Annotated in this window: 19 protein-coding genes; 10 read left to right on the top strand and 9 right to left on the bottom strand. The window is 60.6% G+C overall.

Features of this window, described 5'->3' with window-relative positions; all coding sequences use genetic code 11:
* Nucleotides 1-48: 48 nt before the first annotated feature.
* Nucleotides 49-963 carry a DNA-binding transcriptional activator PunR gene (punR, locus tag HBO23_RS17130; protein WP_017136120.1) on the top strand — a complete coding sequence of 305 codons (915 nt, stop codon included), beginning with the start codon at nt 49-51 and terminating at the stop codon, nt 961-963.
* Between the two features lie 119 nt (nt 964-1082).
* Here the strand turns inward: punR and HBO23_RS17125 are convergent, their stop codons facing one another.
* Nucleotides 1083-2252, bottom strand: coding sequence for an aspartate aminotransferase family protein (locus HBO23_RS17125; protein WP_170038921.1), 1170 nt, complete (start codon nt 2250-2252; stop codon nt 1083-1085).
* Nucleotides 2253-2355: 103 nt separating this feature from the next.
* Between HBO23_RS17125 and HBO23_RS17120 the strand changes: the two genes are divergently transcribed.
* On the top strand, nt 2356-3261 hold the full coding sequence (locus tag HBO23_RS17120; RefSeq protein WP_138450197.1) for a LysR family transcriptional regulator: 906 nt from the start codon (nt 2356-2358) through the stop codon (nt 3259-3261).
* Here the strand turns inward: HBO23_RS17120 and HBO23_RS17115 are convergent.
* Nucleotides 3258-3881, bottom strand: a complete 624-nt coding sequence (locus HBO23_RS17115; protein WP_170038919.1) for an HAD family phosphatase — start codon at nt 3879-3881, stop codon at nt 3258-3260. The two genes, HBO23_RS17120 and HBO23_RS17115, sit on opposite strands and share 4 nt — an antisense overlap.
* Before the next feature lie 241 nt (nt 3882-4122).
* Nucleotides 4123-5316, bottom strand: coding sequence for an enoyl-ACP reductase FabV (fabV, locus tag HBO23_RS17110; protein WP_017137466.1), 1194 nt, complete (start codon nt 5314-5316; stop codon nt 4123-4125).
* A 275-nt stretch (nt 5317-5591) separates the two neighbouring features.
* Between fabV and HBO23_RS17105 the strand changes: the two genes are divergently transcribed.
* A complete protein-coding gene (locus HBO23_RS17105; protein WP_017137465.1) occupies nt 5592-6416 on the top strand; it encodes an aspartyl/asparaginyl beta-hydroxylase domain-containing protein in 825 nt (274 codons plus the stop codon).
* Nucleotides 6417-6565: 149 nt separating this feature from the next.
* Complete coding sequence (gene ppnN, locus HBO23_RS17100; RefSeq protein WP_138450195.1) at nt 6566-7939, top strand: nucleotide 5'-monophosphate nucleosidase PpnN; 1374 nt, start codon at nt 6566-6568, stop codon at nt 7937-7939.
* Here the strand turns inward: ppnN and HBO23_RS17095 are convergent, their stop codons facing one another.
* On the bottom strand, nt 7940-8332 hold the full coding sequence (locus HBO23_RS17095; protein WP_099549595.1) for a RidA family protein: 393 nt from the start codon (nt 8330-8332) through the stop codon (nt 7940-7942). It lies immediately after the preceding gene.
* Nucleotides 8333-8487: 155 nt separating this feature from the next.
* On the opposite strand from HBO23_RS17095, the gene HBO23_RS17090 reads away from it, so the two are divergent.
* The 3 genes from HBO23_RS17090 (at nt 8488) to HBO23_RS17080 (ending at nt 9583) form a co-directional block, all read left to right on the top strand.
* Nucleotides 8488-8745, top strand: a complete 258-nt coding sequence (locus tag HBO23_RS17090) for an AbrB/MazE/SpoVT family DNA-binding domain-containing protein (RefSeq protein ID WP_017137462.1) — start codon at nt 8488-8490, stop codon at nt 8743-8745.
* The gene (locus tag HBO23_RS17085) at nt 8742-9137 is read left to right on the top strand and encodes a type II toxin-antitoxin system VapC family toxin (RefSeq protein ID WP_017137461.1); all 396 of its coding nucleotides are present in this window, start codon (nt 8742-8744) and stop codon (nt 9135-9137) included. The genes HBO23_RS17090 and HBO23_RS17085 overlap by 4 nt, the downstream gene beginning before the upstream one ends.
* 77 nt (nt 9138-9214) lie before the next feature.
* Complete coding sequence (locus HBO23_RS17080) at nt 9215-9583, top strand: hypothetical protein (protein ID WP_170039025.1); 369 nt, start codon at nt 9215-9217, stop codon at nt 9581-9583.
* Between the two features lie 21 nt (nt 9584-9604).
* Here the strand turns inward: HBO23_RS17080 and HBO23_RS17075 are convergent, their stop codons facing one another.
* Nucleotides 9605-9934 (bottom strand): YXWGXW repeat-containing protein, encoded by a 330-nt coding sequence (locus HBO23_RS17075; RefSeq protein ID WP_099549597.1) that lies wholly within the window; start codon nt 9932-9934, stop codon nt 9605-9607.
* Between the two features lie 159 nt (nt 9935-10093).
* Nucleotides 10094-10969 (bottom strand): LysR family transcriptional regulator, encoded by an 876-nt coding sequence (locus tag HBO23_RS17070; RefSeq protein WP_169985859.1) that lies wholly within the window; start codon nt 10967-10969, stop codon nt 10094-10096.
* Nucleotides 10970-11056: 87 nt separating this feature from the next.
* Between HBO23_RS17070 and HBO23_RS17065 the strand changes: the two genes are divergently transcribed.
* A complete protein-coding gene (locus HBO23_RS17065; protein WP_264082989.1) occupies nt 11057-11755 on the top strand; it encodes an NAD(P)-binding domain-containing protein in 699 nt (232 codons plus the stop codon).
* Nucleotides 11756-11822: 67 nt separating this feature from the next.
* Here the strand turns inward: HBO23_RS17065 and mqo are convergent, their stop codons facing one another.
* Nucleotides 11823-13469 (bottom strand): malate dehydrogenase (quinone), encoded by a 1647-nt coding sequence (mqo, locus tag HBO23_RS17060; protein ID WP_017137456.1) that lies wholly within the window; start codon nt 13467-13469, stop codon nt 11823-11825.
* 435 nt (nt 13470-13904) lie between these two features.
* On the opposite strand from mqo, the gene HBO23_RS17055 reads away from it, so the two are divergent.
* A complete protein-coding gene (locus HBO23_RS17055; RefSeq protein WP_099549601.1) occupies nt 13905-15092 on the top strand; it encodes an MFS transporter in 1188 nt (395 codons plus the stop codon).
* Nucleotides 15093-15192: 100 nt separating this feature from the next.
* Here HBO23_RS17055 and HBO23_RS33935 read toward each other — a convergent pair whose 3' ends face one another.
* Entirely contained in the window at nt 15193-15414 is a 222-nt protein-coding gene (locus HBO23_RS33935; protein ID WP_244972943.1) for a hypothetical protein, read from the bottom strand.
* A 144-nt stretch (nt 15415-15558) separates the two neighbouring features.
* Nucleotides 15559-15927, bottom strand: a complete 369-nt coding sequence (locus tag HBO23_RS17050) for a DUF6124 family protein (RefSeq protein ID WP_170038917.1) — start codon at nt 15925-15927, stop codon at nt 15559-15561.
* 157 nt (nt 15928-16084) lie between these two features.
* Between HBO23_RS17050 and HBO23_RS17045 the strand changes: the two genes are divergently transcribed.
* Nucleotides 16085-16240 (top strand): pyocin activator PrtN family protein, encoded by a 156-nt coding sequence (locus tag HBO23_RS17045; protein WP_170039021.1) that lies wholly within the window; start codon nt 16085-16087, stop codon nt 16238-16240.
* Nucleotides 16241-16262: the final 22 nt, after the last annotated feature.

Here is a 16262-nt window from a genome sequence, read left to right as displayed (position 1 = left end):
AGCGATAATAATTGGATACTTGAATCAAATATTTTGAAGGCAACCGCTATGTGGTCCGAATACTCCCTGGATGTAGTCGATGCCGTGGCACGCCATGGCAGCTTCAGCGCCGCTGCCCAGGAATTGCACCGCGTGCCGTCAGCCATCAGTTATACGGTGCGCCAGTTGGAGGAATGGTTGGCGGTGCCGCTGTTTGTGCGCCGCCATCGCGATGTGGAGCTGACCCCCGCCGGCCGTCTATTTATAGACGAAGCGCGCGGGGTGATGAAAAAAATGCTCGGCACCCGGCGTTTGTGCCAGCAGGTGGCCAATGGCTGGAGCGGCCAGTTGAAGGTCGCGGTGGACTCCATCGTCAAACCCCAGCGCTGCCGGCAACTGGTGCTGGATTTTTATCGGCAATTCCCTGAGGTGGAATTGCTGCTCGAATACGAGGTGTACAACGGCGTGTGGGACGCCCTGGCCGATGAGCGCACCGACATTGTGATCGGCGCCACCAGCGCGGTGCCGGTGGCCAGCCGCTTCACATTTCGGGACATGGGCCTGCTCAACTGGCTGTGTGTGGTCAGCGCCCAGCACCCGCTGGCAAGCGTCAGCGGCTTGCTCAGTGACGACCAACTGCGCCCGTTCGCCTCGCTGTGCATGACCGACACCTCGCGCAACCTGCCCAAGCGTGACACCTGGACCCTGGATAACCAGCGCCGTTTGGTCGTGCCCAACTGGGCCTCGGCACTCGATTGCCTGCGCGATGGGCTGTGCGTGGGCATGGCGCCGGCTCATCAGGTATTGCCGTGGGTCGAGCGTGGCGACCTGGTGGCGCTGCAACTGAGCCGACCGTTTCCGGCCAGCCCGTCGTGTGTGGCGTGGGCGCAGGATAAGGTATCGCCGGCGATGAGTTGGTTATTGGAGTACCTGGGCGATACCGAAACCATGAACCAGGAATGGCTCAATGGCCCGGATCTCTGAATATCACGCCGATCCAATGTGGGAGCTGGCTTGCCTGCGATAGCGGACTGTCTGTGCCAACTACAGTGGCTGACACACCGCTATCGCAGGCAAGCCAGCTCCCACAGTTTGATCCGGTTTCAATCCAGGAGACGGGTGATGGCCCGCACAATCATCTCAACCTCCTTGGCATCCAGTGTCAGCGGCGGCAACAGGCGGATGATCTTGCCCCGGGTCACATTGATCAGCAGCCCATGCTCCTGGGCCGCACGCTGGGCCAGGTCACGATAAGGCCTGGCCAACTCGATGCCGACCATCAAGCCTTGGCCGCGAATCGCCAGCACCTGCGGGTGCTCGCTCAACTCCACCCGCAACCGCGCCAGCAGGCGCTCGCCCTGTAGCGCGGCGTTGTGCAGCAAGCCTTGTTCTTCAATGATGTCCAACACCGTGCAACCCACGCGGCAGGCCAGCGGGTTACCGCCAAACGTGCTGCCGTGGCTGCCTGGCGTGAACAACTGGGCCACGGCGTCCCGGGCCAGGCAGGCACCGATGGGCACGCCGTTGCCGAGGCCTTTGGCCAGGGTTATCACGTCGGGCACGATGCCTTCGTGCTGGAACGCAAACCAGGCGCCAGTGCGGCCGATACCGGTCTGGATTTCATCGAGCATCATCAACCAGCCGTGGCGCGTGCAGTGATCGCGCAGCGCCTTCAGGTAACCGGGCGGCGCGGGCAGCACGCCGCTTTCACCCTGGATCGGCTCGAGCAAGACCGCCGCGATGCGCGTGCCGAATTGCTCGGTAATGGCCGCCAATGCGGCCAAGTCGCCAAAGCGCACCTTGAGAAAGTCCCCCGGCAGGCGCTGGAACCCCAGGCGCACCGAAGGCCCGTCACTGGCGGCCATGGTGCCCAGCGTACGCCCGTGAAACGCGTTCTCCATCACCACCACCAAAGGATCTTCAATGCCTTTTTTCCAGCCATGCAGCCGCGCCAGTTTCAGCGCGGTCTCGTTGGCTTCGGCGCCGGAGTTATTGAAGAACGCACGGTCCAGGCCGGATAACTGCGTCAGGCGCTCGGCCAGGCGCTGCTGCCAGTCGATGCTGTAGAGATTGGAGGTGTGCAGCAACAGGCCCGCCTGCTCGCTGATCGCCGTGACCAATTTGGGGTGGGAGTGCCCGACATTGGTTACCGCCACACCGGCCACGGCGTCGAGGTATTCACGGCCCTGCTGGTCCCACAGGCGCGTGCCCAGGCCACGGGTAAAGCTTAGGGCCATGGGTTGATAGGTGGTCATCAGGCAGGCGGCGGTCATGGTGGCAGGCTCCAGTGCATCGTTGTGATGCTGCCAGTATCGTTAGCCACCTGAGCTGGATAAACTGCGCATTCCTGCAATGACTTTAAATCAGGGCTTGATAATGGATCTGTTCCAGTCGATGTCGGTGTACGTGAAAGTGGTCGAAGCCGGCAGCATGACCGCCGCCGCGCAGGAATGCGGGCTGTCGACCACCATGGTCGGTAACCACTTGCGCGCGCTGGAGCAACGGCTGGGGGTCAGCTTGCTGAAGCGCACCACGCGCAAACAGAGCCTCACCGAATTTGGCGGGCAGTATTACCAGCGTTGCCTGGAGGTGCTGGGGCTGGTGGCCGACTCTGAACTATTGGCAGAGCAGATCCACAGCGAAACGCCCAAAGGCAGCCTGCGCATCACCGCGCCACCCGTGTTCGGCACCGAACGCCTCACACCGGCCTTGAGCGAATTTGCCCAGCGCTACCCGCAGATCAATCTGTATGTCGAACTCAGCAATGAGCGCATGGATCTGGTCGACAGCGGCTTCGACGTTGCCATCCGCCTGGGCGAGCTGGAAACCTCAAGCCTGATCGCCAGGCCGATGCAGGCCTACACCCTGACGCTCTGCGCGTCACCGGCGTACCTGGCGCGACGTGGCATTCCGCAGACGCCCGACGACTTGCGCCAGCACGACTGCCTGGCATTTGCCTACCCGGCGAACGATAACTGGCGCGACACCAGCAAACTGTGGCGCATGACCGGCGATGCAGGCGAAGTGGAGGTGCCGGTGGCCGGAGCATTGACCATCAACAGCTCCCAAGGCTTGCGCCAGGCAGCCGTGAACGGCATGGGCATCATCATGCTGGCCGATGCCCTGGTGCAGCCGGACCTGGAGAGCGGCAAGCTGGTGGCGTTGCTGACCACCTATCAACTGCCCAGCCGCCCCATGCACCTGCTCTACCGACAGGACCGCTACCGCCTGCCCAAGCTGCGCGCTTTTGTGGATTTCGCCATGGAAAAGTGGGCGCGCTAAAAGCTCACGCCCAACGCGCGCAAACGCGCCGCAGTGCGCTCGGCCGACACATGGTGAATGCCCTGCCAGCCGAGGGCTTCAGCGGCCTCGATATTGCCGGCAACGTCGTCGATAAACACCACTTCTCTGGCCTGTATATCCGGCAAGTGAGCGCGAACCTGATCAAGGCTCGCGTGATAGATCGCGGGGTCCGGCTTGATCAACTTCAACTCGCCAGACACGACGATATCGCGCAAGTGCTGCAGAAACGGGTAGTTGGCCCGTGCGTAAGGGAAGGTTTCAGCCGACCAATTGGTGAGCCCGAACAGCGGCATATCGGCCTTATGCAGCGCCTCAAGAATGGCCACGCCATCGGGCAACGCGCCACGCAGCATTTCGTGCCAACGGTCGTAATAGGCCTGGATCAGGAGTTCGTGCTGCGGGTATTGCTCGATAAGGTGGCGGGTGCCTTCGGCCAGGCTGCGGCCGGCGTCTTGCTCGGTGTTCCAGGCTTGGGTGCAGATGGTGTCGAGAAAGTGTTGCCGTTCGGCGTCGTCGGCAATCAGCTTGCGGTAAAGGTGCTGCGGGTTCCAATCGAACAGGACACCGCCAAAATCAAAAACTACTGCACGAATCGTCATCAGATCCTCCGTTAGCGTGGCTTGATAGCGCAAGGAGTCTGGCAGATTGTGAGGAAGGGTGGGAGCGCGAGGGAATGTAGGAGGGTTCTGAATTAACCCAAGGCAAATGTGGGAGCTGGCTTGTGTGGGAGCTGGCTTGCCTGCGATAGCATCGCCTCGGTGTAACTGATATACCGAGGTGACTGTATCGCAGGCAAGCCAGCTCCCACATAAGCCAGGCATCCACATTTTCTGACCGTGTTTAGGCTTGGATCAGGCCCTTGATCTTCACAGTCGGATTCACATCAGCTTCATAGTCCACGCCGTCGATTTCAAAACCGAACAAACGCAGGAACTCCGCCTTGTAGCCAGCGAAATCGCTGATCTCGTTGACGTTGTCATCGGTCACCTGATTCCACAGTGCAGCTACGGCATCCTGAACCTTCGGTTCCAGCTCAGCCAGGTCGGCGCGCAGGCGGCCGTCGGCGTCCAGCTTCGGCTCGCTGCCGTACAGGCTGTCTTTGAACAGGCCGTAAACCTGCTCGATGCAACCTTCGTGGGTGCCCTGCTCTTTCATCACTTTAAACAGCAGCGACAGGTACAGCGGCATGATCGGGATCGCGGAGCTTGCCTGGGTAACCACGGCCTTGAGCACCGACACACGGGCGTCGCCCTTCAGCGCGGCGAGGTTGTCGCGCAGGGTCAGGACTTTTTTGTCGAGGTCTTTCTTGGCTTCGCCGATGGAGCCGTTCCAGTAAATATCCTGGGTCAGCTTCTCGCCGAGGTAGGTGAACGCAGTGGTCTTGGCGCCTTCGGCCAACACGTCGGCGTCACGCAGGGCGTCGATCCACAGCTGCCAGTCTTCGCCGCCCATGACTTTCACGGTGCCGTCGATTTCTTCCTGGGTTGCAGGCTCAAGGGTGGTGTCGACCACAACGCCTTTGTCGGTGTTGATACCGCGCAGGGTCACGGCCTTGCCGATCGGCTTGAGGGTGGAGTTGTGCACCACGCCTTGCGGGTCGGTACGGCGCGGCGCGGCCAGGCTGTAAACCACCAGGTCGATTTTGCCCAGGTCTTTCTTGATGGTTTCGATGGTCAGGCGCTTGATCTCGTCAGAGAACGCGTCGCCGTTGATGCTCTTGGCGTACAGGCCTTTTTCCACGGCAAACTTCTCGAACGCCGCGCTGTTGTACCAGCCGGCGGAGCTCAGCTTGCCTTCTTCGCCTTCTTTCTCAAAAAACACGCCCAGGGTGTCGGCGCCGCAGCCAAACGCAGCACTGATGCGCGCGGCCAGGCCATAACCGGTGGAAGCGCCGAGGACCAGCACCTTTTTGGGGCCGCCTTCGATGGCGCCATGCTGGGTTACGTAGTCGATCTGCTCTTTGACGTTCGCTTCACAGCCAACAGGGTGAGCGGTCACACAGATAAAGCCACGAACCCGCGGTTTGATGATCATAAAATTTCTGCCTCTTCCAAGGGGTCGACGGCCAGTGGTGGCCATTCAACTTCAATCGTACCGGTCTATGACGCGCGAAAAACCGAAGCGTCACGATAGACGCAAATCTTCTGTTTACAAAATCCAATCGGCAAAACAGCTGGCGCACAGCACCGCCTGGTTAAAAACTGTGTTCAACGTTCACAAATTCGCAATATTTAAAACGCCCGGCACCGTGATAACCCACTATCATGGCGGGATTGTTTCGCTTTGTTTCAGGTCCGGAGCCTCGCTTCATGAGTAAAAGTGCTGTGCAAAAAAAATTGGTCTCAGTCGCCTGGGTACTCGGCGTTCTGCTGTTCATCTATTGCTTCCCACGTACCAGCCTGGTGTTTCTGCTGCTGGTGCTGTTCTGCGGCATTTATGATTTCCTGCGCAACGGCCTGTACGACCGCGACACCATCAAGAAATACTTCGTTGGTAACGGCCGCAACACCTGGATATTGGCGCCGTTCAATACCCTGTTCGACCTGTTGAGCCTGCGCAACCGCCACGTCTACACCATGCGCGACCTGCCGCCCGCCTGGCGCGAAGACCTGCAACAAGTCATCGACGACGCCATGGCCAACAAGGACGAAATCATCAGCTACCTGGACGAGCGCATGGCCGAGAAAAAGCGCGGCATGTTGTTCTTCCAATGGTACGGTCGCCCGATCGAAACCACCCTGGACATCCCGCAACTGCGCAAGAAACTGCCGTTTGTGAAGACCATCGGCGTCTCGGTGTTCAACGAAAACCGCTCCACGTCCTTCCACTTCGGCCCGCTGCGCATGATGTTCCGCGTGCTCTACAACATGGCGCCGGCGCCGCATCACGACGGTGTTTACATCCAGGTGGGCAAGCACAAGCACTACTGGCACGATGACCCGCTGTTCATCTTCGATGACACGCTGATGCATGCCTCCTTCAACAAAAACGACGCAAAGCGTTACTGCCTGTTCATTGACATCGTGCGGCCGACCTTGCTGCCCTCAGTGCTCAACGCCGTGATTTCGGGTTTTGCCGGGTTGGTGTTTACCCTGCGTCGGGTTTTCTACAAAAACTGGAAGCTGATTCAGTAAGTTCTGCGGCATGATGGTGTTGACGGCGTTTGCGCCCTGCCCTTCTGGCGGCCAAACTAACTGTCTAGTGCGACCGAGTTCGGCGCTCACCATTCTCCAGCCATCGCCGCCCCTGGCGGCTGCGATGGCTGTGCTTTCAAGGAATCAGAATGCCCCAACGTCAAGTCATCAATGCCTCCGTCAGCCCCAAGGGCAGCCTCGAAACCCTGTCCCAACGTGAAGTCCAGCAACTGAGTGAAGCCGGTACCGGCAGCATCTACACGTTGTTCCGCCAGTGCGCCCTGGCCATCCTCAACACCGGCGCGCATATCGACAACGCCAAGACCATCCTCGACGCCTATAAAGACTTTGAAGTGCGTATCCACCAGCAAGACCGTGGCGTGCGCCTGGAACTGTTGAACGCCCCCGCCGATGCCTTCGTCGACGGCGAGATGATCGCCAGCACCCGCGAAATGCTCTTCAGCGCCCTGCGCGATATCGTCTACACCGAGAACGAGCTGGACAGCCAGCGCATCGACCTGAGCAACTCCCAGGGCATCACCGACTACGTGTTCCACCTGCTGCGCAACGCCCGTACATTGCGCCCGGGTGTCGAACCGAAAATCGTGGTGTGCTGGGGCGGGCACTCGATCAATACCGAAGAATACAAATACACCAAGAAAGTCGGCCACGAACTGGGCCTGCGCAGCCTTGACGTGTGCACCGGCTGCGGCCCCGGCGTGATGAAAGGCCCGATGAAAGGCGCGACCATTTCCCACGCCAAGCAACGCATTACCAACGGCCGTTACCTGGGCCTGACCGAGCCGGGCATCATCGCGGCCGAAGCACCGAACCCCATCGTTAACGAGCTGGTGATTCTGCCGGACATCGAAAAACGCCTGGAAGCCTTTGTGCGCGTGGGCCACGGCATCATCATCTTCCCGGGCGGCGCCGGCACGGCCGAAGAGTTCCTGTACCTGCTGGGCATCCTGATGCACCCGGATAACCGCGATGTACCGTTCCCGGTCATCCTCACCGGGCCGAAACAGGCCGCGCCGTACCTGCAACAACTGCACGCGTTCGTCGGCGCCACCCTCGGCGAAGCGGCGCAGGCGCACTACCAGATCATCATCGACGACCCGGCCGAAGTGGCCCGCCAGATGACCATCGGGCTCAAGGCCGTGAAGCAGTTCCGCCGCGAGCGCAACGACGCGTTCCACTTCAACTGGCTGCTGAAGATCGACGAAGGCTTCCAGCGCCCGTTCGACCCCACCCACGAAAACATGGCCAGCCTGCAACTGAGCCACGCGCTGCCGCCCCATGAACTGGCGGCCAACCTGCGCCGCGCGTTCTCGGGGATTGTGGCCGGTAACGTCAAGGACAAGGGTATTCGCCTGATCGAGCAGCATGGCCCGTATGAGATTCACGGTGACTCGGCGATCATGAAACCCTTGGACGAGCTGTTGCAGGCATTTGTCGCCCAGCACCGCATGAAGTTGCCGGGCGGCGCAGCCTATGTGCCGTGCTATCGCGTGGTGCAGTAACTAGCGCTGCACCGCCACGCATTTGATTTCCACCAATAGGCCGGGGTGTGCCAGTTCGGACACCCCGATCGTGGTCCAGGCGCAATGCCCGCGTGGGAACAGGCGGTTTTTCACCTCCCGAAAAACCGCCATGTGCTGGCGCATGTTCACGTGATAAGTGGTCATGTCCACCACGTCATCGAAGCTGCAACCGCCCTCTTCCAATACTTCCCTCAGGTTTTCCCAGGCCGCGATAAATTGCGCCTCGGGGTCTTCGATCACGGCCAGCTGCGGTGTACGGCCGACCTGGCCTGCGCAGTAAAGAGTGTTGCCAACTTTTACCGCAGGCACGTAGCCGGCGCGCTCGACAATGGGTTGCATGGCGGCAGGAATGATGAGCTGACGTTCGGTCATAGCTTGTATCTCTTTGGGTCGCAGGCGGGCGTGTGAGCGCGCAGAGTTCGAGCTAGGGTTTTACCTGTTCCCACTCACTCACACCAGCAGAGCACCCTATGGACCAACGGATCTTGTCCTTCATCAATCCTTACCTTAACGTAAGGAATATCACGATGGAGATTTTCACTATGGCCACCGCCACACTCACCTCGAAAGGGCAAATCACTATCCCCGTGCAAGTGCGCACCGCGCTTGGCCTGGAAACAGGCGATCGGGTTGAATTTGTCGAAACGGAAGACGGCAAGTTTTCCATTATCGCCGCGAGCAAAACCGTGCAGGACCTCAAGGGGCTGATCCGCAAGCCCGCACAGGCCGTGTCGATCGAAGACATGAACCGCGCCATCGCCGCGCAAGGAGCAAACGCCGGATGATCGGGCTCGATACCAATGTGCTGGTGCGCTATGTCACCCAGGATGACCCCGTGCAATCGCCCAAGGCCTCGGCGCTGATCGAGTCGCTCACCAGCGTGTCACCGGGCTTTGTCAGCCTGGTGTCGGTGGTGGAATTGGTCTGGGTGCTGCAAAGCTGCTATCAATCGGCCAAAAGCGACGTGGTGACCGTGCTGGAAACCCTGCTGCGCACCCGTGAACTGACCGTCGAGCACGCCGAGATTATCTGGCAGGCACTGCGACGATTCACAGGCGGCAAAGCCGACTTCGCCGACTACCTGATCGAACGCTGCGCCCATGCAGCCGGCTGTGAATACACCGCCACCTTCGACCTTGATGCGGCAAAAGCCACGGGAATGAAGCGCCTGGCTTGAGCCGCCGCATTGCGACGCATGCCGGGCTTTGGTAAAAAACGCCACTGCCCTTGATCAAGAGAACTCCCCACGTGCGCATGCTGCTTCTTGTTGCCATGGCCCTGGCGCCCACCCTCGCCCTGGCCGAGACCATCACCTGGCCCGACCTGCCCAAAACCTGCTTCGTCAGCGGCCGCTCCGCGACCAGCGTGGATATCGACAGCGGCTGCGCGGCGTTTACGCTGAATGTGCAAGGCAAGCCCGCGGGTTCACCGATCAAGGTGGATGTGCCGCAGTACGCCCTGCATGTGGATGAAGCCACCGGCAAGGAAACACCGGTGATCATCATCCAGGCCGAAGAACACGGCGACACCCAGATAGTTGGCTATCAGGAGTTGGGCAGCGATCAACTCGGTGCCGCGCTGCTGCGCGAGGTCAAGCTGTTAGGCACCCAAAAGCCGAGCTAGCCGTTTTGTCAGGTGCCAGGTTCAGCGAACCCAGCCACCGCCCTGCCAGTGATAACCGTCATTACGCTGCACCCAGTGCGGATGCACATAACGATAACCTTCGCGCACCTGCTCCCAATGGCCGTGCACCGCCACATAGCGCCCACCTTCCCAACGCCAGTAGCCGCGTGACCACACATAACCGTAGCGAGCCGCTGGCTCGACTTCGATCACCTGCACCGGCGGCGGCTGCGGCGCCACCACCTCGACATACTCTCGTTGCACCGGCCCGCGCTCGTGCACCACGCGCTCTTGTACACACCCGGACGCCGCGACGACAAACGCCGCCAATGCCGCATAACGTAGCAACATACACACCCCTCGGGCGCCAGCGCCCAACGAATACACCGGTAAAAAATGCCCCCTTGCTGCAGCCTCGCTCCTGCTTGGCTCTGGGTTATTTTTAACAGGTGGTGTCTGTCAGGTTGCTGAACCTGAGGTATTCGCGCCACAGGGCCGGTATTTGAGCGCTCAAGCGGGTCCGAAACGCCCCAGCACCGCCTCGACAAAGCGCCGCAACTTGGCCGTGCGCTGGCGGTTCGCCGTGTAGACCAGGTGCATTGAGCGGCTCGGCGCCTCGAAGCCTGGCAGCACCCGCACCAACTCGCCCTTGGCCAGTGCCGTGCGCAAGAAGTCTTCAGGGCCAAGCACGATGCCGAAACCATCCAGTGCCGCCGTCATCAACGCCCGGCTTTCGTTGACCTGCAAACGGCTGGCAACCTGCACCTTGTGCACAGTGGTGCCTTGGTAAAAGACCCATTCACGCTCTGCCGGGCGTGACCAGAACGCATAACCCAGGCATTCGTGATGCTCAAGGTCTGCCGGCACCAAAGGCACGCCCCGTGCGGTCAGGTAGGCAGGCGCGGCGCAGGCCACCAGGCGATAAGGTGCCAGCGGCCGAGCCGTAAGGCCCGTCGTTGCAAGCGGGCCGATGCGAAAAGCCGCTTCATAACCCTCCTCCACCAGGTCGACAAAACGGTCGGTCAGGTGCAAGTCGATTTCCACATCCGGGTTGTCACGCAAAAACCCGGTAATCAGCGGCATCAGGCTGTAGGAGCCGAACGTGACCGGGGCGGTGACCTTCAACTTGCCGCGCGGGGTGTCATTCATGATCTGCGCCAGCGAATCGGCCGCCTCGGCTTCCGTGAGAATATGTTTGCAGCGCTCGTAGTACGCGCTACCCAGCTCCGTCAGGCTTTGCCGGCGCGTGGTGCGGTTGAGCAAGCGGGCGCCCAGGTGTTGCTCCAGCGCGGTGACATGCTTGGCCACCATCTGCGGCGACAGGTTCAAGCGCTCGGCGGCGCGGGCATAAGAGCCCAGCTCGGCAGCCGTTACAAACGCACTCATGCTGGTTAGACGGTCCACAATTAACTACTCCCAGTAACTACACTGACTCCAAACCACCCATTTATCACCCAATGGTTGCCAATCATCATAGCCACTCCCCCACTTCGCAGGAGCAAGGCCATGAAGATTGGCGTGATTGGAGCAGGTTTTATCGGGCGCGCCGTGGCCCAACTGGCCCTGGCTGCCGGGCACGCGGTGATGCTGAGCAACTCCCGTGGCCCGCAGACCATGAGCAGCGTGCGCAGCGGCATACCCGGTGTGCAAGTGGGCAGCGCGCAGGATGCCGCCCAGTTTGGCGACGTGGTGCTGGTGGCGATCCCGCTTGAACACTACCGCAGCGTGCCCGCGCAGTGGCTGGCAGGCAAAACGGTGCTGGACGCCAACAATTACTACCCTGACCGCGATGGGCATATCCCGGTGCTGGACCGTTTTGAAACCACCACCAGCCGCCTGTTGGCCGAGCATTTTGCCGACTCAAAGGTCGTCAAAGTGTTTAATGCGATCTTTGACTCAGACATCAACCGCGATGCACGCCCCCACGGCGCGCCTGACCGTCGCGCCCTGCCGGTGGCCGCCGATGATGCGACGGCAAAGGCGCACGTGATCACGCTGCTCGACGAGCTGGGTTTCGACGCGGTGGACGCGGGAACGCTGGATGAAAGCTGGCGCTTTGAGCGGGCCAAGCCTGCGTACTGCGTGGCGCTGGATAAAGCCGGTTTAAAGGCCGCATTGGCCGCCGCCGAGCGCACAGTTGAACTGCCGCCAGCCGAACGCTCCCGCACCTGAACCCACGCCCACAAAAAAGCCCGCTGACCGTTACCGGTTCAGCGGGCTTTTTAACATCAGGCTTGGCTTACAGCGCCAGGTCAGACGTCGGCTTGCTCGGCTCAGCCGCAGGCTTGGCAGCCTCGGTGGCCTTTGGCGCGGTCAGCTGCGGGATCGCAGGCGGAGGCGTCAATTGCAGGATACCGGCGGTGTAGGCCCACTCCTTCGCAACAGCCTCAGGGCTGTCGTTCAGCTTGGTGCCGTAGCTCGGCACGATCTGGTGCAGTTTGGCCTGCCACTCAGGGGTCGCGACCTTGTCCTTGAACACTTTTTGCAGCACGGTCAGCATGATCGGAGCCGCGGTGGACGCGCCTGGCGATGCACCCAACAGGCCGGCGATGGTGTTGTCGGCGGAGCTGACCACTTCGGTGCCGAGTTTCAGTACGCCGCCCTGCTCTTCGTCACGCTTGATGATCTGCACGCGCTGACCGGCTTGCCACAGGCGCCAGTCGGACTGCTTGGCGTTCGGGAAGTACTCTTGCAGCGCCTTGAAGCGGTCGTCATCGGACAGCATCAGTTGGCCGGCGAGGTACTCGACCAGTGGGTATTCACGAATACCGACTTTGGTCATAGGCCAGATGTTGTGGGTGGTGGTGCTGGTCAGCAGGTCCAGGTACGAGCCTTCTTTGAGGAACTTGGTCGAGAAGGTTGCGAATGGGCCAAACAGAATCACACGCTTGCCATCCAGCACGCGGGTGTCCAGGTGCGGAACCGACATCGGTGGCGCGCCAACCGAAGCCTTACCGTAGGCCTTGGCCATGTGCTGCTCGGCGATGGCCGGGTTATCGGTCACCAGGAACGAACCGCCAACCGGGAAGCCTGCGTATTCCTTGGCTTCAGGAATGCCCGACTTTTGCAGCAGGTGCAGTGCACCGCCGCCGGCGCCGATGAACACGAACTTGGCGTCGGTTTCGGTCTTGGTGCCGTCTTTCAGGTTTTTGTAGCTCACACGCCACGAACCGTCGGCGTTCTTGGTGATGTCCTGCACTTCGCTCGACAGTTTGAGATCAAACTTCGGCGTGGTTTGCAGGTGAGCGACGAACTGGCGGGTGATCTCGCCGAAGTTCACGTCGGTGCCGATCGGGGTCCAGGTGGCGGCGATCTTCTGCTTCGGATCACGGCCTTCCATCATCAATGGAACCCATTTGGCGATCTGCGCCGGGTCTTCGGAGTACTGCATGCCGGCGAACAGCGGGCTGGCTTGCAGGGCTTCGTAGCGCTTTTTCAGGAACTTGATGTTGTCATCGCCCCACACAAAGCTCATGTGCGGTGTGGAGTTGATGAACGAACGCGGGTTCTTCAGCACGCCCTGCTGGACCTGCCAGGACCAGAACTGACGGGAAATCTGGAACGCTTCGTTGATCTCGACCGCTTTCGGGATCTCAACGGTGCCGTCCTTGTTTTCCGGGGTGTAGTTCAGCTCGGCCAGGGCCGAGTGACCGGTACCGGCGTTGTTCCAGCCGTTGGAGCTTTCTTCGGCCACGCCATCAAGACGCTCGACCATCTCCATCGACCAGTCCGGCTGCAGCTCATTGAGCCAAACACCCAGGGTCGCACTCATGATGCCGCCGCCGATCAGCAGCACATCGACTTTCTTTGCCTCTTCCGCGTGAACGGACGTGATCCCCATCGACAAAGCCAGCCCCAGCAGGGCAGTGTTTACTTTTTTAAACATCAGTAGCACCTATGATAAAACGCCATCCGCCCCACCGCCCCTGACTCTGCAGGCCGTAGGGTGGGCACACAAGGCCGACGTAGCGACCTCACTGTTTTTGTCCCTTCTGCGCTGACTTCTTATCATTATTGGCTTCAGCTACCTGGGCGACAGCCGACCGCCGGGACGTATACGGGTGTACGCACCGGGGAAAGACTAGACCAAGACGGCGCGCAGAATATCACGCTGAACCGCATTTATGCGCCGTTTGGCCAATTGACAGCTCTAAATCGCGGCTTTTAACGCGCACGTGTCAAGCATCGCAGCCGCGACCTGGGGTCACAGGGCGTTTAATCAAACTGAACGCTCGCGCAAAACGCTGTTCTAGACACCTTCGTGGCGGCTTGCGTAGCATCGCCACTGTCCTTCGTGCACTTTTTTCCTACAGAGTTACCCATGACTATCCAGCAAACACCCGGGCACGTACTGCCCGCGCGCAGCGCCGCCAAAATGGAAGCTGCCATGGCCGTGGGCGCCTTCGCGATCGGCACCGGCGAATTCGCCATCATGGGCCTGATGCCCGACATCGCCCAAAACCTGGGCTTAAGCGAACCCCAAGTCGGCCACGCCATCAGCGCCTACGCCCTGGGCGTGATGGTCGGCGCGCCACTGCTGGCCATCCTCGGCGCCAAATTGCTGCGCAAACACATGCTCTTACTGCTGATGGGACTCTACGCCCTGGGCAACCTCGCCACCGCCTTCACCCCCACCTTCGGCTCGCTGGTGGCCTTCCGCTTCATCAGCGGCCTGCCCCACGGCGCCTACTTCGGCATCGCCGCCGTCGTCGCCTCCAGCATGGTGCCCAACGACAAACGCGCCGGCGCCGTGGCCCGCGTGATGATGGGCCTCACCCTCGCCATGCTGCTCGGCAACCCCATCGCCACCTTCCTGGGCCAACACCTGGGCTGGCGCTCGGCGTTCGCACTGGTCAGCGCCATCGCCCTGTGCACTATCGCCCTGGTCTGGCAATTCGTCCCCGACCGCCACGACGAACCGCGCAGCGACCCGCGCAAAGAATTGCGCGCCTTCACCAAACCCCAAGTGTGGATGGCCCTGTCCATCGGCGCGATTGGCTTTGCCGGCATGTTCTGCGTGTTCAGCTACCTCGCCCCGACCATGCTCGAAGTGACCAAAGTCTCGCCCCAGTGGATCCCCTTCGGCCTCGCCGCGTTTGGCTTGGGCGGCATCATCGGCAACATCGCCGGTGGCAAACTGTTCGACCGTATGCAATTTCGCGCCGTGGGCTGGATTATGGTGTGGTCGATGGCCGTACTGATCTTCTTCACTTTCGCCGCCAGCTCGCTGTGGAGCGTACTGTTGGGCATCGGTTTGGTCGGCACCATGATTGCCATGGCCGCGCCGCTGCAAATCCGCCTGATGGACATTGCCCACGAAGCCCCAAGTTTGGCGGCAGCGTCCAACCACGCAGCGTTCAACCTGGCAAACGCGCTAGGGCCGTGGTTCGGCGGAATGGCAATTACAGCGGGATATGGCTGGACCAGCACCGGCTACATCGGCGCCGCCACCGCGCTGGTCGGCCTGGGCATCTACCTCATCGCCCGCCGCATGAAAGGCGGCCACTGACACCACCTTTTTAAAGCCCACCCAAGATCCAATGTGGGAGCGGGCTTGCTCGCGAAAGCGGTGGGTCAGTCACCAAGTCAATGACTGCCCCACCACCCCATCAATCATCATGCAACAACCCCGACCCATACTCCCCATAACTACTCCCCAACCCACTCCCGCCAAAACTCATCTTGGCCGCCTTGCTCGGGCTATGGTCCCCAAACGCCTGGCATCCCCCCGAAAAACAAGGGTCACTGCTCCCGCCCGACGACCCCGTCGAACAAGCGCCCAACAACAACGTGCCAGCAATCAGCGCGACTTTAACCAGGTTCGAGATCATGTTTTCAGTTCCCTGTGGGCTGGAGGTGCGGGGGCCTCTCTTAAAGACGATCGTAGACCTCAAAGGCGCTGGGGATTATGAAATTTTGCGCGGTGACAGCACGGGTTCAGGTTGCCGCCTTGGGGTAAGGCGGCGGGGGTTAGGTCAAGCGGTGGCTGGGCTGGCGGCAGGCGCGACTTGCTCTTGGGCGCGGGCGACGAGTAGAGCGCTTAGGTCAATGAGTTGCTGGATGCCGAGGATGATGGCGCGGTGCGGGTCTTCGAGGTCGAAGGCCAGGGTGGCGGTTATTTGGTTGGCGGAATCGAGGTGCTCGGCGGCGTTGGCTAGGAGGGTTTCGGTGTCGATGTTGGGGCTGACGGAGAATAGGTTGCCGGGTGGGTGGTCGACGGGGGCGGCGTTGTCGTCAGATGGCGGCAGGTAATGATGAATGGCTCGTTCGGCCGCTGCGTGAAGCTTGGTGTCGACGGGTGCAGGGTTGTGATCTACATAAGGATGGCGTGATTTGTTAGGCATGGGCGAAGCTCCAAATATTTTCGGGAGTTAAAACGCCTTAGCAATACGGACTTCCACCTCCGGCCGCTGGGTTTGCAGCGACTTGAGGAGGTTAGCGGCGCGAGGTCTGACGGGCAAGCTGAGAAAAGTGTGGGAAGGTTCCTATGGTATATCGTAGATATATCGTGGTCTGCCCCCGATTACCCTTGTTCGGCTTGGAGCCCAGACCCAAAAGGCAGGTCTTGGAATTCACTCGAACGACCTTGCGGAATACATAGATCGTCAGCGTCAAAAAGCAGTTGATGAGCAATCCAAGTTGTTCGGGAAGCAGTAGTGATGAACAAACCCTACCTCAA

The sequence above is a fragment of the Pseudomonas sp. WS 5532 genome (genome assembly GCF_012985445.1).
In the GTDB taxonomy this organism is placed as follows: domain Bacteria; phylum Pseudomonadota; class Gammaproteobacteria; order Pseudomonadales; family Pseudomonadaceae; genus Aquipseudomonas; species Aquipseudomonas edaphica.
Note: the sequence above shows the minus strand (reverse complement) of the source record. Positions and strands in the feature narration are given on the sequence as shown.

Bases quoted from the DNA above. Each gene is read 5' to 3' on its own strand.
- punR (WP_017136120.1), top strand. From the start codon at position 49: ATGTGGTCCGAATACTCCCTGGATGTAGTCGATGCCGTGGCACGCCAT.
- HBO23_RS17125 (WP_170038921.1), bottom strand. From the start codon at position 2,252: ATGACCGCCGCCTGCCTGATGACCACCTATCAACCCATGGCCCTAAGC.
- HBO23_RS17120 (WP_138450197.1), top strand. From the start codon at position 2,356: ATGGATCTGTTCCAGTCGATGTCGGTGTACGTGAAAGTGGTCGAAGCC.
- HBO23_RS17115 (WP_170038919.1), bottom strand. From the start codon at position 3,881: ATGACGATTCGTGCAGTAGTTTTTGATTTTGGCGGTGTCCTGTTCGAT.
- fabV (WP_017137466.1), bottom strand. From the start codon at position 5,316: ATGATCATCAAACCGCGGGTTCGTGGCTTTATCTGTGTGACCGCTCAC.
- HBO23_RS17105 (WP_017137465.1), top strand. From the start codon at position 5,592: ATGAGTAAAAGTGCTGTGCAAAAAAAATTGGTCTCAGTCGCCTGGGTA.
- ppnN (WP_138450195.1), top strand. From the start codon at position 6,566: ATGCCCCAACGTCAAGTCATCAATGCCTCCGTCAGCCCCAAGGGCAGC.
- HBO23_RS17095 (WP_099549595.1), bottom strand. From the start codon at position 8,332: ATGACCGAACGTCAGCTCATCATTCCTGCCGCCATGCAACCCATTGTC.
- HBO23_RS17090 (WP_017137462.1), top strand. From the start codon at position 8,488: ATGGAGATTTTCACTATGGCCACCGCCACACTCACCTCGAAAGGGCAA.
- HBO23_RS17085 (WP_017137461.1), top strand. From the start codon at position 8,742: ATGATCGGGCTCGATACCAATGTGCTGGTGCGCTATGTCACCCAGGAT.
- HBO23_RS17080 (WP_170039025.1), top strand. From the start codon at position 9,215: ATGCTGCTTCTTGTTGCCATGGCCCTGGCGCCCACCCTCGCCCTGGCC.
- HBO23_RS17075 (WP_099549597.1), bottom strand. From the start codon at position 9,934: ATGTTGCTACGTTATGCGGCATTGGCGGCGTTTGTCGTCGCGGCGTCC.
- HBO23_RS17070 (WP_169985859.1), bottom strand. From the start codon at position 10,969: ATGAGTGCGTTTGTAACGGCTGCCGAGCTGGGCTCTTATGCCCGCGCC.
- mqo (WP_017137456.1), bottom strand. From the start codon at position 13,469: ATGTTTAAAAAAGTAAACACTGCCCTGCTGGGGCTGGCTTTGTCGATG.
- HBO23_RS17055 (WP_099549601.1), top strand. From the start codon at position 13,905: ATGACTATCCAGCAAACACCCGGGCACGTACTGCCCGCGCGCAGCGCC.
- HBO23_RS33935 (WP_244972943.1), bottom strand. From the start codon at position 15,414: ATGATCTCGAACCTGGTTAAAGTCGCGCTGATTGCTGGCACGTTGTTG.
- HBO23_RS17050 (WP_170038917.1), bottom strand. From the start codon at position 15,927: ATGCCTAACAAATCACGCCATCCTTATGTAGATCACAACCCTGCACCC.